The 14234-nt window shown below is 65.4% G+C and carries 11 protein-coding genes; 7 read left to right on the forward strand and 4 right to left on the reverse strand.

The features are described from left to right. Window positions 1–28 precede the first annotated feature (28 nt). Window positions 29–661: an NAD-dependent epimerase/dehydratase family protein gene (locus tag ACVOKO_RS02975; protein ID WP_346497126.1), complete on the reverse strand. Its 633-nt coding sequence runs from the start codon at window positions 659–661 to the stop codon at window positions 29–31. Window positions 662–779: 118 nt separating this feature from the next. On the opposite strand from ACVOKO_RS02975, the gene ACVOKO_RS02980 reads away from it, so the two are divergent. The 3 genes from ACVOKO_RS02980 (at window position 780) to ACVOKO_RS02990 (ending at window position 3601) form a co-directional block, all read left to right on the forward strand. Beyond that, a complete protein-coding gene (locus tag ACVOKO_RS02980; protein ID WP_346497128.1) occupies window positions 780–2321 on the forward strand; it encodes a GGDEF domain-containing protein in 1542 nt (513 codons plus the stop codon). A 67-nt stretch (window positions 2322–2388) separates the two neighbouring features. After that, on the forward strand, window positions 2389–2934 hold the full coding sequence (locus tag ACVOKO_RS02985; RefSeq protein ID WP_346497130.1) for an RNA polymerase sigma factor: 546 nt from the start codon (window positions 2389–2391) through the stop codon (window positions 2932–2934). A 4-nt stretch (window positions 2935–2938) separates the two neighbouring features. Then, a complete protein-coding gene (locus tag ACVOKO_RS02990; RefSeq protein ID WP_346497132.1) occupies window positions 2939–3601 on the forward strand; it encodes a hypothetical protein in 663 nt (220 codons plus the stop codon). Window positions 3602–3736: 135 nt separating this feature from the next. Here ACVOKO_RS02990 and ACVOKO_RS02995 read toward each other — a convergent pair whose 3' ends face one another. Continuing rightward, window positions 3737–4645, reverse strand: a complete 909-nt coding sequence (locus tag ACVOKO_RS02995; RefSeq protein WP_346497134.1) for a DUF808 domain-containing protein — start codon at window positions 4643–4645, stop codon at window positions 3737–3739. A gap of 143 nt (window positions 4646–4788) precedes the next feature. On the opposite strand from ACVOKO_RS02995, the gene ACVOKO_RS03000 reads away from it, so the two are divergent. Both ACVOKO_RS03000 and ACVOKO_RS03005 read left to right on the forward strand, forming a co-directional pair. Further along, on the forward strand, window positions 4789–6483 hold the full coding sequence (locus tag ACVOKO_RS03000; RefSeq protein ID WP_346497136.1) for an ABC1 kinase family protein: 1695 nt from the start codon (window positions 4789–4791) through the stop codon (window positions 6481–6483). A gap of 466 nt (window positions 6484–6949) precedes the next feature. Further along, window positions 6950–9049, forward strand: coding sequence for a phosphoglycerol transferase I (locus ACVOKO_RS03005; protein WP_346497138.1), 2100 nt, complete (start codon window positions 6950–6952; stop codon window positions 9047–9049). Between the two features lie 452 nt (window positions 9050–9501). On the opposite strand, the gene ACVOKO_RS03010 is transcribed toward ACVOKO_RS03005, so the two are convergent. Both ACVOKO_RS03010 and ACVOKO_RS03015 read right to left on the reverse strand, forming a co-directional pair. Further along, entirely contained in the window at window positions 9502–11928 is a 2427-nt protein-coding gene (locus ACVOKO_RS03010; protein WP_346497140.1) for a DUF3772 domain-containing protein, read from the reverse strand. 88 nt (window positions 11929–12016) lie between these two features. Beyond that, a complete protein-coding gene (locus tag ACVOKO_RS03015) occupies window positions 12017–12265 on the reverse strand; it encodes a hypothetical protein (RefSeq protein WP_346497142.1) in 249 nt (82 codons plus the stop codon). 185 nt (window positions 12266–12450) lie between these two features. Here ACVOKO_RS03015 and ACVOKO_RS03020 point away from each other — a divergent pair, with 185 nt between their 5' ends. Both ACVOKO_RS03020 and ACVOKO_RS03025 read left to right on the forward strand, forming a co-directional pair. Further along, window positions 12451–12945, forward strand: coding sequence for a lipocalin family protein (locus ACVOKO_RS03020; RefSeq protein ID WP_346497144.1), 495 nt, complete (start codon window positions 12451–12453; stop codon window positions 12943–12945). A gap of 28 nt (window positions 12946–12973) precedes the next feature. Then, window positions 12974–14185, forward strand: a complete 1212-nt coding sequence (locus tag ACVOKO_RS03025) for an NAD(P)/FAD-dependent oxidoreductase (RefSeq protein ID WP_346497146.1) — start codon at window positions 12974–12976, stop codon at window positions 14183–14185. Window positions 14186–14234: the final 49 nt, after the last annotated feature.

Below are 14234 nucleotides of genomic sequence, written 5' to 3' on the forward strand. Positions count from 1 at the left end.
CCGCTCCCACAACGCAAGGCTATCGGCCTCACACCAGCTCCGCCGAGCCCACGATCCGCACGCCCGGGCGCGGGCTCAAGGCCGCCTCGACCAGCGCATCGGCAATCCGCGTGGCCGGATTGATCCGCCATGCGCGCGGCAATACCGGCGCCAGCGTTCCCAACACCACACTGGCCAGGTGCTCACCGGCGCGCCGCTGCGCACGTTCGCCGCCTATCAGGCCCGGGCGGACCAGGGTCAACGAGGCAAACCCCAGCGTGCGCAGGTCCTGCTCCAAGGCACCTTTGACCCGGCTGTAAAAAAACGGTGAGCGCGGGTTGGCGCCGGCCGCCGAGTTCAGCGCGAACACCTCGCAGCCATTGCCGCGCACCGCCCGTGCGATGGCCAGTGGGTAGCCATGGTCAATCCGCTGGAAGGCCTCGCGTGAGCCGGCCTGCTTCATCGTCGAGCCCAGGGCACAGATGGCCGCGTCCACCTGCCAACCGCCTGCCACAGTGGCCAGGTCCTCGAAATCCAGCACCGGGTTCAGCAGCCGGGCGTGCGTTTGCGCCAGCGCGCGCCGGCTTGGCGCGATCACCGCGCTGCAGCGCGGGTCGGCCAGCAACCGCTGCAATACCTGCGCCCCGACCAGGCCGGTGGCGCCAGCCAGCAATACCCGCATGATGTGCTCCTGTGATCTGCTGCAATTCAAGCCCGCTGTTACCTTGCCGATAATGGGGCTTGGATACCACCTCCGGTTGCGCACAGGCGCGGCCACAACCCGCCCGGACCTCTTCGCAATGGCCGATAGCCCCGACGACTCTTCCCCCTCCCGCAGCAGCGGACTGGGGCGCATCCTGGCGCGCCGGCCCACGCCGCCGCCGGTAGCGGCCGTGGAACTCGTCGCCAGTGGCGGCGCGGGCGCGGCGATGCTGCAGCGGCTGTTTATCGGTGCCAACGCGCCGGAGCCAGTGTTGGCGGCATTCGCCCAGGGCATGTGCACCCTGCCCGGCGAGTTGGGCGACATGGGCCAGCGCCTGCACAGTGCCCACGCCGAGAAGGACTGGGAGCGTTACGCGCGGCTGTTGCGGCAGCTGATCGACAAATACATCCGCACGGTAGAGCTGGAATCCAGCAACACCCACAACAGCCAGGCCGAGCAGTTGCGCGACATGTTGCGCGATACCCTCGGCGCGGTGCTGGCCAGCCTGATGCAGCAGTCGCCGGAGCTGGAGCAGCAGGCCCAGCGCATGGGCGAGGAACTGCGCAACTGGCGCAGCGGCCAGCCGCTGCAGCCGGTCGCCGTGCATCTGCGCGAGCTCTGCCACCAGGTTGGCGTGCGCAGCAGCAGCCTGCAGGAACAGCGCGACCTGCTGCTCAACCTGTTCGACATGCTGCTGGAAAACATCGCCGAACTGCTCGATGGCGACAGCTGGCTGCAGGGCCAGATCCGTTCGATCCGGCAGCTGCTGGCCGGGCCGCTGGACGCCAGTTCACTGGAGCAGACACGCAACGATCTGCGCGAGGTGATCTACCGGCAAGGGCTGCTGCGCGAAGGCATCGACCAATCCAAGCAGGCGATGAAGGACCTGATGGTGGACTTCGTGCAGCAGGTGGACGGCATGGTCACCGAAACCGGCGAATTCCATGACCGCATTGCCAGCTATGCCATCGCGGTACGCCAGACCCGCAGCATTTCCGACCTCACCCAGCTGCTGCAGGACGTGCTGCAGGACACCGCGCGGGTACAGGCGCAGGCGGCACGTGCACGCGACCACCTGGCCAATGCCCGCGCCGAGGCCAAGGCCGCCGAGCAGCGTGTGCAGCAGCTTGAACGCGAGCTGGAAGAAGCCGGCAGCCAGCTGCGTACCGACCCCCTGACCGGCGCCCTGAACCGGCGCGGGCTTGAGCAGCAGCTGGGCGAATTACTGGCCGACACCAACACACCGTTGAGCGTGGCCATGCTGGATCTGGACCACTTCGGCCAGACCAATGCCCAGCACGGCCATGCCGGCGGCGACCAGGCCCTTCGCCATCTGGTGGCGGTAACCCAGCAGCGCCTGCGCGGCCGCGACTGCCTGGCCCGGCTCGGCGGCGATGAGTTCGTGCTGGTGCTGCCCGGCCTCAATCGCGCCGCCGCCCTGGAAACCCTGCGCCAGTTGCAGCAGCAGCTGGCACAGCGCCCGTTCCTGCACGAAGAACAGCGGGTGCAGGTGCGTTTCAGCGCCGGCGTTGCCCAGGCGCAGCCCGGCGAAGCCCTGCAGGCCCTGCTGCAACGTGCCGACCAGGCCCTGTATGCAGCCAAGCGTGTCGGCCGCAACCAGGTGCTGCCGGCCGACTGACTGGCCGCCTGCCGGGTAATCGACGCGCGCCTGTGATATTTCCTGCGCTGGTGCGAATCACCCGGGCATGGACATCACTGCGACCGACCCCATTGCCGATCTGCAACAGCGCTTTGCCCACCTGCTGGCACAGCATCAGGGCATCGTGCTCAAGGTTGCGCGTGGCTACTGCACGCAGCGCGAGGACCGCAGCGACCTGATCCAGGAGATCAGCACCCAGGCCTGGCGCGCGTTTCCCGGCTTCGACCCGCAGCGCGCACAGTTCAGCACCTGGCTGTACCGCATCGCCCTGAACATCGCCATCTCGCAGCTGCGCGCCCGTGAGCTGCGCCGGCATTACCACAGCGACGTCACCCTCGATGACGCGCAGGCCAGCGTCGCCGACAAGGCCGAGGACAGCGCAAGCCTGGCCCAGCTCAACCAGTTGATCCACGCCTTGCCGGCGTTGGACCGGGCGCTGTTGCTGCTGCATCTGGATGACTGCAGCCACCGCCAGATCGGCGAAGTACTCGGCATCAGTGCCAGCAATGCCGCTACCCGTCTGCACCGGCTGCGCCAGCAACTGCGCAGCCAGTTCGACCCCGTCCCACCCACACCCACCCAGCGAGACTGAGCACATGCAACTGGACCAACTCAAAGCCGCCTGGGCAGATCAGGCGCAACGTATCGATCAGCTGGAAGCACACGCCCTGCAGGCCTGGCAGCAACCACGACAGCACGCCGTGCGGCGCCGCCTGCGCTGGTTCGGTGGCCTGCAGCTGGCCTGGTTGCTGGTATGGATCGGGGTGACCGTGCTGGCTGCCGGCTTCTGGGTCGAACACCGGCAGGTGCCGCAGCTGCTGTTGGCCGGGCTGGCCTTGCATGTGTATGCCATCGCCGCGATCTGGGTCTCGATCACCCGCGCCCTGCTCGCCAGGCATGTGGATATGGCTGCGGCACCGGTATTGATCCAGCAACAACGGCTGGCCCGCCTGCGCCGCTTCACTGCGCTCACCGAACTTGGCCTTGGCCTGCCCTGGTTCTGGCTATGGCTGCTGGCCCTGCAATGCCTGTGCGTGCAGTGGCTGGGACTGGACCTGTATGCGATGGCGCCGGCGTGGTTCCTTGGCACCTTGGGGTTCGGCGTGGTGGTGATGCTGGGCAGCGTTGCTGCAGCACGTTGGATGATGCGACGCGTGCCGGCAAGCCATCGATTGCAGCGGCTGCTGGATAGCCTGTCCGGGCAATCGCTGGCGCGTGCACAGCAGCAGTTGCAGGAGTTGGAGCGAGGCCTGCACTAGTTGTGCCTGCGGTTGTAGGAGCGGCGTCAGCCGCGAAGCAGACAATCTTTCAGACACCTACCGCGCAGTGAATCGCATGGCGGGGCCGGTGACGCTATCTGCTTCGCGGCTGACGCCGCTCCTACAAAATCAAATTCAATGCGCCGCTTTCGCCCCGCGCATACGCTGGATCATGGTTACCACGGTCAGCACTACTGCGCCGATGATGATGCCCACCACCATGCTGCCCAGCGCATTGGCCAGCCATTCCAGATTGGAAGGCGCCAAGCCGATCACGAAGTGATGCAGGGCCGGAATGGCATGCACCAGGATGCCGCCGCCGACCAGGAACATCGCTGCGGTACCGGCAACCGACAAACCGCGCATCAGCCACGGCGTCGCATACAGCAGGCCGCGACCAAACGCTGCCAGTACGCGGCCCTTGTCCAGCAACCAGGCGCCAATGTCATCAAGCTTGACGATGCCGGCTACCAGGCCATAGACGAATACCGTCATGCCCAGTGCAATGGCAATCAAGGTCACAACCTGCTGACTGAACGGTGCGTGCGAGATCACCCCCAGCGACAGCACGATGATCTCCGCCGACAGGATGAAATCGGTGCGCACCGCGCCCTTGATCTTGTCCTTCTCGAACGCCACCAGATCGACCTTTTCGTCGGCGATGGCTTTCAGCCGTTCGGCCTTGTGCGCCTCGTCCTCGTCCTTGGAATGCAGGAATTTGTGCGCCAGCTTTTCCACGCCCTCATAGCAGAGGAAGGCACCGCCGATCATCATCAGCGGCGTGATCGCCCACGGCAGCCAGGCGCTGATCGCCAGCGCCGCCGGCACCAGGATGGCCTTGTTGACCAGCGAGCCCTTGGCCACCGCCCACACCACCGGCAACTCCCGGTTGGCGTTGACGCCGGTCACCTGCTGCGCGTTCAGCGCCAGGTCGTCGCCGAGCACGCCGGCGGTCTTCTTGGCCGCGACCTTGGTGAGGATGGAGACGTCATCCAGCAAGGCGGCGATATCGTCTAGCAGGGCAAACAGGCTGGCTCCAGCCATGGGTCACCGTCAGGTCATAGGTCAGGGGAAGGGGGATTCTCACTCATTCAAGGCGCAATCGGGGCGGAGCGCTGCGTATTCACCCCTCTGCAACCCGCCAGCAGCGACACTGCCAACTCTGCCGACAGGGAGACACCCGCTTGATGGAACCGACCGCCAGCGACAACCCGACCACCGTGGGCGGCAACAGCCGACGCCAACAGATCGTGCGGCTGCTGCTGCGCTATCGCAACTCGGGCGTGTTTTCCGGCATCTCGCTGGATGGCGAAATACCGCGCCTGGGCCGGCCACCGGCCACCGGCAACCCCACCCAGTTCGTCGCCGACCTGGAGGCGCTGGGTACCACCTTCGTCAAGCTCGGCCAGGTGCTCTCCACCCGTCCGGACATGATTCCGCCCGAATACGTGGCCGCGCTGGAGCGCATGCAGGAGCAGGTTGCGCCGATCCCGGTCGAGCAGATCCGGGCGGTGATCGAGGAAGACCTGGGCGTGCCGGTCAACAAACTGTTTGCCTGGTTCGACCCGGAACCACTGGGCTGCGCGTCCATCGCCCAGGTCCATCGGGCCGAACTGCACGATGGCCGCGAGGTCGCCATCAAGGTGCAGAAACCCGATATCGCCGCCCAGCTGCGCTCGGATATCGGCGTGCTGCGCAGTTTCGCCAGCGCCGCCGACCACCTCACCCGGGTCGGCCGCAGGGTGCGTTTCTCTGACTGGCTGGGCGAGTTCGCCAAGACCCTCCGCATGGAGCTGGACTACGAAGCCGAGGCCGCCAACCTGGCACGCTTCGGCCAGCATCTGGCGCCCTACCCCGAGCTATGGGTGCCGCAGCCGGTATGGGACCTGTGCGGGCGGCGGGTGCTGACCATGGAACTGGTGCACGGCGTGCGCGTTGATGCCATCCCGCAGGTGCGCCGCACCGAGCAGTCGATGGTGCCGCTGGCCGCCGCGCTGGTGCGCGGCTATCTGGACCAGATTTTCGTGCATGGCGAAATCCACGCCGATCCGCATCCCGGCAACCTGCGGGTGACGCCGCAGGGCCAACTGGCGATCTTCGATCTGGGCATGGTGGCGCATGTGCCACCGCGCCTGCGCCAACGCCTGCTCAAGGTGTTGTTCGCCGCAGTGGACGGCCGTGGTGAGGAAGTGGCCGACGAAATCATCGGCATCAGCACCCGGCTTGAGGACTACGACGAGGAGCGTTACCTGCGCGAGACCGGGCAGATGATTGCCCGCTACGCCGCCAACGGCACCTTGTCCGAAGGTCATGTGGTGCTGGAGATCGTACGCATCGCCACCGCCAGCAACCTGCGCACGCCGCCGGAGCTGAGCCTGCTGGGCAAGGCCCTGCTCAACCTGGAAGGCGTATGCCGCTTCCTCGCGCCGGAAATGAAAACCCGGCGCGTGGTCGAAAAACAGCTGCAGCATGTGATGCGCGCGCATTTCCGCAAATCCTTGTCGGCGGCAAATCTGGCCAGCGAGGCAATGGAACTGCAGCAGCTGCTGCGCAACGGGCCACGGCGCATGTCCGACATCCTCAGCCTGCTGGCCGAGAACCGGCTGCAGATGAAGGTCACCGGGCTGGACGAATCGCGGCTGATGGAGAACATCCAGAAGGTTGCCAACCGTATCGCCGGCGGCCTGATCACCGCCGCCCTGCTGCTCTCCTCCACCCTGCTGATGCGGGTGCCGACGCGCTTGAACCTGTTCGGCTATCCGGCCTTTGCGATGGTGCTGTTCCTGCTGGGTGTGTTCATCGGCCTGGGCCTGATCGTCAGCTCGCTGCTGTTCGATCGCCGCACCCGCGCGCGTGCACGCGAAGAACGCGGCCACCGCTGAACACAAAGCAGGCCACGTAGCCCGGGTAAGCGCAGCGCACCCGGGACCATGCAACAGATGCACGACTACAGCAGCCGAGCGATCGAATCTTGCTGATGTGATCAGTGCAAGGCATCACTTCGATCATCCCTCACTGTGTAGGAGCTGCATGTCCCGGGTGCGCTGCGCTTACCCGGGCTACGTCGCTGCGCCGCACTACGTGACCAGTTCAATTGCGGCGTGAGAAGCGACAGTGGAAGTCGCCAGTAATTGGCAGAAAAGCACACACTCTCACCTCGCCTCACACGCGTCAGCGCGCCATGCATACCGCGACCAACGGTTGATGAATACAACTCCGCTGTCCGAACATTTCAGTCAGGTTACGGCAGGCAACATCCAGTTGCCTTTGCCACACCGCTGAAACAGCCGTGTGGCAGGCGATAGCGGCTGCGGCCGTTGCCCCTGTCTCCGCTACCCACGTGACCGCATGCATTGGATCATCTGGCTGTCTCTGGCAGCACTGTTTGTATTGTTGATGTTGTCACCCACCCTGGCACGGCTGAAGGCAGGCCTGCTCTCACTGTTGTTGCTGGCCATGAGCGGCTGGTGGCTGATCGACCAGCTCAGCGGCGATGGCATCAACTCGGCCACGCTGTACCACCTGCGCAGCGACATGGAAGGCGCCGGTGTCGGCGATTTCAGCGCCTACATCATCGGCTTCATCGCGCTGCTGCTGCTCTCATTCACGCCTTTGTTGCTGCTGCGTGTGCGCCGCCTGCAGCTGCCGCGTCATGGCGTAGCGATATTTGCCGGGTTTACCTCACTGCTGCTGAGCACCGTGCTGCTCAGCCCCTTGTATGCCGATGCCAAGCGCATCCACCAGCAGATGCAGCCGGTGGATTACAGCGTGGTGGCGCCGGAGTACCAACTGCCGTCCAAGCCGCTGGCACAGCGCCCCAACATCGTCTGGATCTACGGCGAGAGCCTGGAACGCACCTATTTGAACGAGGCCGTGTTCCCCGGCCTGATGCCCAACCTCACCCGGCTTGCCGGCGAAGGCCTGGATTTCCGCAACATCGCCTCGGCCGATGGCAGCGGCTGGACCATCGCCGGCCTGGTCTCCTCCATGTGTGGCGTACCGCTGACCACCGCGCAGGGCGATGAGAACAGCATGGGGCGGATGGGCCGCTTCTTGCCCGAGGCCTTCTGCCTTGGCGACTATCTGAAGCAGCAGGGCTATAGCAATCACTACCTGGGCGGCGCCAATGGCCAGTTCGCGGCCAAAGCCGATTTCCTGACCTCGCATGGCTTCGACGACGTGCGCGACCTGGAGTGGTTCCAGCAGCAGAAAATCGCCAAGCAGCACTTCTCCAACTGGGGCGTGCACGATGACGTGTTGCTGGAGCGCGCCTATGAGCGCTTCCTTGAACTGTCCGAGCGCGGCCAGCCGTTCATGCTGACCGCGCTGACCATGGACACCCACCATCCTGCCGGGCACCTGCCGGTTGCCTGCAGGAACACACGCTATCGCAGCGCGCACGGCAACATCGGCCTGCTCAATGCGCTCAAGTGCAGTGACCGCTTGATCTCGCGCCTGGTGGACCGCATCCGCAGCAGCCAGTTCGCCGACAACACCCTGGTAGTGGTGGCCTCCGATCACCTGGCCATGCCCAATGATCTGAGCCATGTACTGGAACCGCAGAAGCGCGAGAACCTGTTGCTGTTCCTCGGCAACAAGCTGCAGCCGCGCCAGATCAACGTGCAGGCCGGCACCACCCTGGACTCGGGCGCCACCGCACTGCAGCTGCTGGATCCAGCCATTGATGCGATTGGCTTTGGTCGCTCGCTGTTGAACCCGCAGCGCCCGGCCAGTGCCAGCGTCGCCGCCACCGGCGGTGACACCCTGGCCTATGCCCGCTACAGCGCTTTCGCACGCTCGCTGTGGCTGGGCGAACAGACCCGCATGCTGCGGCTGGAGCAGGACCAGCTGCTGGTGGGTGTGCAGAAAGTGCAGCCGCCGGTGTTGCTGGAATACGACCAGCAGTGGGACCTGAAATCGGTGTACCTGGAAAACACCACGCGCAAGTTCGAGGAAGCCGATCCGCAGCACCGCCTGGCCTATGTCGACCGTTGCACGGCATTTGAAGATGGCTCCGGCGATGGCCAGTGGTGCGCGCTACTGCTCGACAGCGACCAAGGCATGCGCCTGTACCGCGACGCGCAGCTGCGCCGTGGCATTGCCGTAGACGCACCGCTGCAGACCTTCAGTGGCCCGCGCCCCAGCGTGCGTCAATCACGCATGATCAGCCAGAAGCCGCGTCATGCCGGCCCCGGCCAGTACGTGCTGGAGTTGTACGCCGCACAGCGGCCGACGCGCGCGTTCTGGGTGGAGGCCGTGTCCTCCAAACGGCAAGTGGTGGTTGCCCAGCAATGGGTGCAGGCCGACAGCCAGGGCCGCATCCGCATGCCGGTGGGCGTGGACCAGGAAATCGACGATCTGGAAATCCGCGCCTGGCTCAACCACGCCGAACAACTGGCCATCGACGACTACGCACTGGTCCCGGCCAGCGATCATCCGAGGTCGTGACAGACCGTCAAGCTGTCTGTAGGAGCGGCACAACCCTGTAGGAGCGGCGTAAGCCGCGAAACCGGAAATGCCGCAGTTACCGGTACATCTGCAATCTGATGAACCATCAGCTTCGCGGCTGACGCCGCTCCTACAACCAAAAGCGGCTGATGAACTTGGCCGCACACGCCGCTTCCTTGTGGGAGCGGCGTAAGCCGCGAAGCCGGGAATGCTGCAGTTACCAGCCCGTCTGCAATCAGATGGACCATCAGCTTCGCGGCTTACGCCGCTCCTACAGCCAAGCGCGACTGATGGATTTGGCCGCAACCGCCGCTGTTTTGTAGGAGCGGCGTAAGCCGCGAAGCCGGGAATGCTGCAGTTACCAGCCCGTCTGCAATCTGCTGAACCATCAGCTTCGCGGCTTACGCCGCTCCTACAGGCTGACGCCGCTCCCACAATTCAACCGCGCGCGATCATTGCTCCGGGTCGCGCACCAGATGGATATCGGTGGGCGTCACCAGCGCGATGCCGGCCGCGGCGCTCTGCTCCAGCAGGGCGAACAGCACATCACTGCGCGTGCCGTAGACATTCCGCGCCGATGACACATAGGCAAAGCTGTTCACCGCCACCTGGCCGCCACTGATCGAATCAATGAAGAACGACGGCGCCGGGTCGATCAGCACGCTTTCGTTGGCCGCGTAGATCCCCAGCAACAAGCTGCGCAGCTGCCCCACATTGGTGCCCAGCGGCACCGAGAACTGCACCTGGATGCGGCCTAGGGCATTGGCCATGGTCATGTTACGGATGGTCTTGGTGATCAGCTCCGAGTTGGGCACGATCAAGGTCGAACGGTCACCGACCTGGATCTCGGTCGAGCGCACCGAGATGCGGCGGATATCGCCTTCCTGGTCACCGATCTTGATCCAGTCACCGATCTTCACCGGCCGCTCGGCCAGCAGGATCAGGCCCGACACGAAGTTCTGGGTAATGGCCTGCAGACCAAAACCAATACCCACCGACAAGGCACTGGCCAGCAAGGCCACCTTCTCGAAACCGATGCCCAGTGCCGCCAGCGCCCACAACGCGGCAAGCACGATGCCCAGGTAATGGGCGACGGTGCTGATCGAATTGCGCGCACCGATGTCCAGCTCGGTCTTGGGCAGATAGGTATCCACCAGCCAGCGCTGCACCACGCGCATCAAGGCCAGGCCCAATGCCAGCACCAGCACCGCGCTGAAGATCGATGCCGGGGTCAGCAGGTTGCCGCCGATCTTGATGCCGGCAGACAGGCGTTCCAGCCAGCTGTACAGCGCACTGACATTGCCGAACGGCGCAACGAACGCGGTGATGCCCAGCATCACCAGGGCAACCCGTGCACTGGCCGACAGCAATACCCCGGCCTGCTCCAGGCGGCTGGCCGACAAGCCGGTGGACAGCCGCAGCATGCGCCCGACCGCACTGTCCGGCGCCAGCAGCCACAACGCGAAGTCATCGGCAAAGCGCGTCAGCAGAGTGGTCGCCAGCACCACCACCGTGCCCCACACCATCTGCTGGGCGATGAACATGGCGAAGTTGAGGTAGCCCAGCAAGGTCGCCACCAGGGCGGCGGAAATGCTCAGGTAGCCGCCCAGCCGGGCGACGATCAACCAGCCGCTACGCGGCGCCCGTGGCGTGCGGCCACTGCTCGCATCCTCCTGCTCCACCCGCGCCGCCTCGGCCGCGCGGCGCCGATGCAGGCCGGCCAGCGTTGCCAGCATGCTCATGATCAGCACCACGTAGGTGAGCGCGATCAGGCCATCCAAGGTCACCGTGCCAACCGCCGAGGTACGCGCGGCGCGATTGACCTCGCGCAGCAGCATGGTCAGCCAGGTCAGGCTGGCCGCGCCCCAGGCGAAGTGGCGCAGGCGTGATGCGGCCACATCATCGATATCCAGCAGCCGCCAGGTGGGCCGCGACGGCACCAGCAGGCTGGCTGCGACCGCACCGATGAAGGCGGCGACAAACGTCGCGGCGACAAAGGTGTTGGCTACCGATTCCAGCCGCGGCGCAATCGCATCGATGGCCTGCAGGCTGGTCACCAGCACCTTGGCGGCCAGCCCCGGCAGCAGGGTGCCGACCAGCAGCAGCCATACCGCAAGCCCGGTACGACGCAGGCGCCCGGCCGGCGCACGCTCGGAAGCGGCATAACGGCGGCCCAGATGACGCAGCCAGATGCGCAGCGGGAACAGCATCAGCAAGGCCAGCGACGCACCCAGCAAGGGAGCGCCCCAACCCTGCTTGCCCACCGCTTTCAGCAGCGTCGTACTGGCCTGGCGGTACAGCGAGTGGAAGCGGCTGTAGTCATCGGGCAGGTGTTGGGCAAACTCCCGCCACAACGCCGGTGACAAGGGCGAGCCCACCTTGCGGCCGAGCTGTTCACCGAACTGCTGCGCACGGGTTTTCTCGATCGACTCGCTGGCCTGCTTGGCCTCCTCGGCCAACAGCTTGCCGCGCTTGATATCGGCATCGATCTGGCTGCGTTGCTGGTCCAACAGTTTGCGCTGGCGGGCGATGTCGGCTTCTTCGCCACCTTCCGGGGCCGGCCCCAGTTGCTCGATGCGGGCATCGAGCTGGCTCAACTCCGGCTGCAGGGCCAGCACGCTGGCCTCGGCTTCCCGCTGCGCCTGGTTGGCACGCTCGGCCAGCGTCTTCAGGGTTTCCGGGGCGTCGGCATCATTGACCGCGCGCTTGACCGACTCGACCGCCCGCGAGGCCTGTTCAATGCGGGCCTGCGGGCTGGACTCGGCCGCCACATTCGGGGCCGCTGCCAGCGCGGTACCGCTGGCAAACAGGCCAGCCTGGGCCACCAGGAAAACAAACAACAGCGCGCGCAGCGGACGCAGGAAACGTTGGGCAGGCAAGGCAGGGCACCGGATCGCGCGGACTACCGCGCCTGCGGGGCACTATATGTCAGCACGTGTTCACATCCTGCAAAACAGCGCCCATTACTCAGTATTTCAACGCCAGTTCGGGGATATGGCCGCGGTTGAGCTCGTAGATTTCCTGGAACTCTTCCTCGGTCAATTCGTCCGGCGCATACACCGCCACCTGCTCCCACACCTGGGTGGTGGGCAGCGGCTGGCGGGGGCCGGCACGCAATGAAAAACCATGCCCTTCGTACTCGACCACCTCGGGCACCTGCTGCCAATGCTCGCGCGCATAGCGGTTCTGCCCCTTGAGCAGGATCACGACAAACATGGATAACTCCCGTCTTCGGATGCGGCCAGCCTAGCGCAGCCATGTTTGCCCGGCGCGAAGAGAGCGCAGCGGCGCCGGTACCGTGCAGTGAATGGCAAATCGACCTGGCCGGCACAATGCCTTAACCGGCGGTGGCCTATAGCTGGTGCCCCGCGCAACCTGCGCCGCAGCCGAAGAGGTCATCCATGAATCAACACTCCTCCCTGGCAACCGTCCCGCACGTGGATCTGCAACGCTATCTGGGCACCTGGTACGAGGTGGCACGCCTGCCGATGCGGCATGAGCCCGAAGATGCCACCGACATCAGCGCCCACTACTCGCTCAACGAAGATGGCAGCGTCCGTGTGCAGAACCGCTGCCTGCGCGGCGGCAACCTGGAAGAGTCCATCGGCCAGGCCAAACCCATCGATGACAGCAACAGCAAACTGGAAGTGAGCTTCCTGCCCGAAGGCCTGCGCTGGATCCCCTTCACCAAGGGCGACTACTGGATCATGCAGCTGGACGCGGCCTACACCAGCGCACTGGTCGGCAGCCCGGACCGCAAATACCTGTGGCTGCTGGCGCGCCTGCCGCAGATGGACGCCACCACCCGCGACCATTACATCGCCTATGCGCAGCAGCAGGGCTTTGATACCGGGCCGCTGATCCATACCCCGCACACCGGCCACCCGACCGGCTGAGCCCGGCTGCATCGGCGCGGAGGCCGGCATGGACCTGAAAAGTGGCTACCCGTTCTGGGCCATCCGCAATGGCCTGATGCAGGCCTTCCCGCCCTTGCAGCAGGATCTGCGCTGCGAGGTGGTGGTGATTGGCGCCGGCATCACCGCCGCACTGATCGCCGATCAACTGCTGCAGCATGGCCACGAAGTCGCGGTCATAGAGCAGCGCGATGTTGGCTGGGGCTCCACCGCCGCCAGCACCGCGCTGCTGCAGTATGAAATCGACACGCCAATGCGTGAGCTGGCAAAACGCCATGGCCTTGACGCGGCCCTGCTGGCGTACCGCGCCTGCGCGCAGGCGATCGAGCAACTGCAGGAACTGGCGGCACAGGTAGGCGAGGTCGATTTCCGCGACGCACAGAGCCTGTACTACGCCAGCCGGCGCCGGCACCTGCGGCCGCTGCTGGAAGAATTCGAGCTGCGCAGCCGCCACGGTTTCGCGGTGGACTGGCTCGATGCTGAAGGTGTTGCCAAAGACTATGGCTTCGCCGCACCCGGCGCCATTCTCAGCACGCCTGCAGCGAGCATGGACCCTTACCGGATGGCTTACCGTCTGCTTGGGCGCGTGCAGGCGCAGGGCGGCCGGGTGCATGACCGCTGCCGTGTGAATCATATCGAGAGCAACGCCAGGCACGTCCATCTGCGCACCACCGAAGGCATCAACATCCGCTGCCGGCATCTGGTCATGGCCGCCGGTTACGCCAGCCAGCGCTGGCTGCAGCAGCGGGTGGCGCGCAACCGCAGCAGCTACGCCTTCGTCACCGATCCATTGCCCGCCGACGCACTGGGGCCACTGCGCAACACTCTGTTATGGGAAACCGCCCGCCCCTATCTCTACCTGCGCAGCACCGCCGACAACCGCCTGTTGATTGGCGGCGAGGACGACGCGGTGGACGTGCCGTTGCGGCGCGATGCACAGGTCGACCGCAAGGCAAAGCGCCTGGCCGGCAAGGTCGCCCGGCTGTTCCCACATCTGCCGATCCAGCCCACCTTCGCCTGGGCCGGCACCTTTGCCGAAACCGAGGATGGCCTGCCGTTCTTCGGCGCACATCCGCAATGGGGCCCGCGCGTGCATTTCGCCATGGCCTACGGTGGCAATGGCATCACCTATTCGATGATCGGCGCCGGCCTGGTGCGCGCCGCCATCGAGCGACGCCGGCACCCGCTGGCGCAGCTGTTCTCCTTCCAGCGACTGGACTGAGGTAGCCGCCGCCACCGGCAGGCGACAGCCATCATTCAAATCATTTCTG

The organism is Stenotrophomonas sp. STEN240, from assembly GCF_056756175.1.

Coding starts and splice junctions, on each gene's coding strand:
- ACVOKO_RS02975 (WP_346497126.1), bottom strand. CDS start 661: ATGCGGGTATTGCTGGCTGGCGCCACCGGCCTGGTCGGGGCGCAGGTA.
- ACVOKO_RS02980 (WP_346497128.1), top strand. CDS start 780: ATGGCCGATAGCCCCGACGACTCTTCCCCCTCCCGCAGCAGCGGACTG.
- ACVOKO_RS02985 (WP_346497130.1), top strand. CDS start 2,389: ATGGACATCACTGCGACCGACCCCATTGCCGATCTGCAACAGCGCTTT.
- ACVOKO_RS02990 (WP_346497132.1), top strand. CDS start 2,939: ATGCAACTGGACCAACTCAAAGCCGCCTGGGCAGATCAGGCGCAACGT.
- ACVOKO_RS02995 (WP_346497134.1), bottom strand. CDS start 4,645: ATGGCTGGAGCCAGCCTGTTTGCCCTGCTAGACGATATCGCCGCCTTG.
- ACVOKO_RS03000 (WP_346497136.1), top strand. CDS start 4,789: ATGGAACCGACCGCCAGCGACAACCCGACCACCGTGGGCGGCAACAGC.
- ACVOKO_RS03005 (WP_346497138.1), top strand. CDS start 6,950: ATGCATTGGATCATCTGGCTGTCTCTGGCAGCACTGTTTGTATTGTTG.
- ACVOKO_RS03015 (WP_346497142.1), bottom strand. CDS start 12,265: ATGTTTGTCGTGATCCTGCTCAAGGGGCAGAACCGCTATGCGCGCGAG.
- ACVOKO_RS03020 (WP_346497144.1), top strand. CDS start 12,451: ATGAATCAACACTCCTCCCTGGCAACCGTCCCGCACGTGGATCTGCAA.
- ACVOKO_RS03025 (WP_346497146.1), top strand. CDS start 12,974: ATGGACCTGAAAAGTGGCTACCCGTTCTGGGCCATCCGCAATGGCCTG.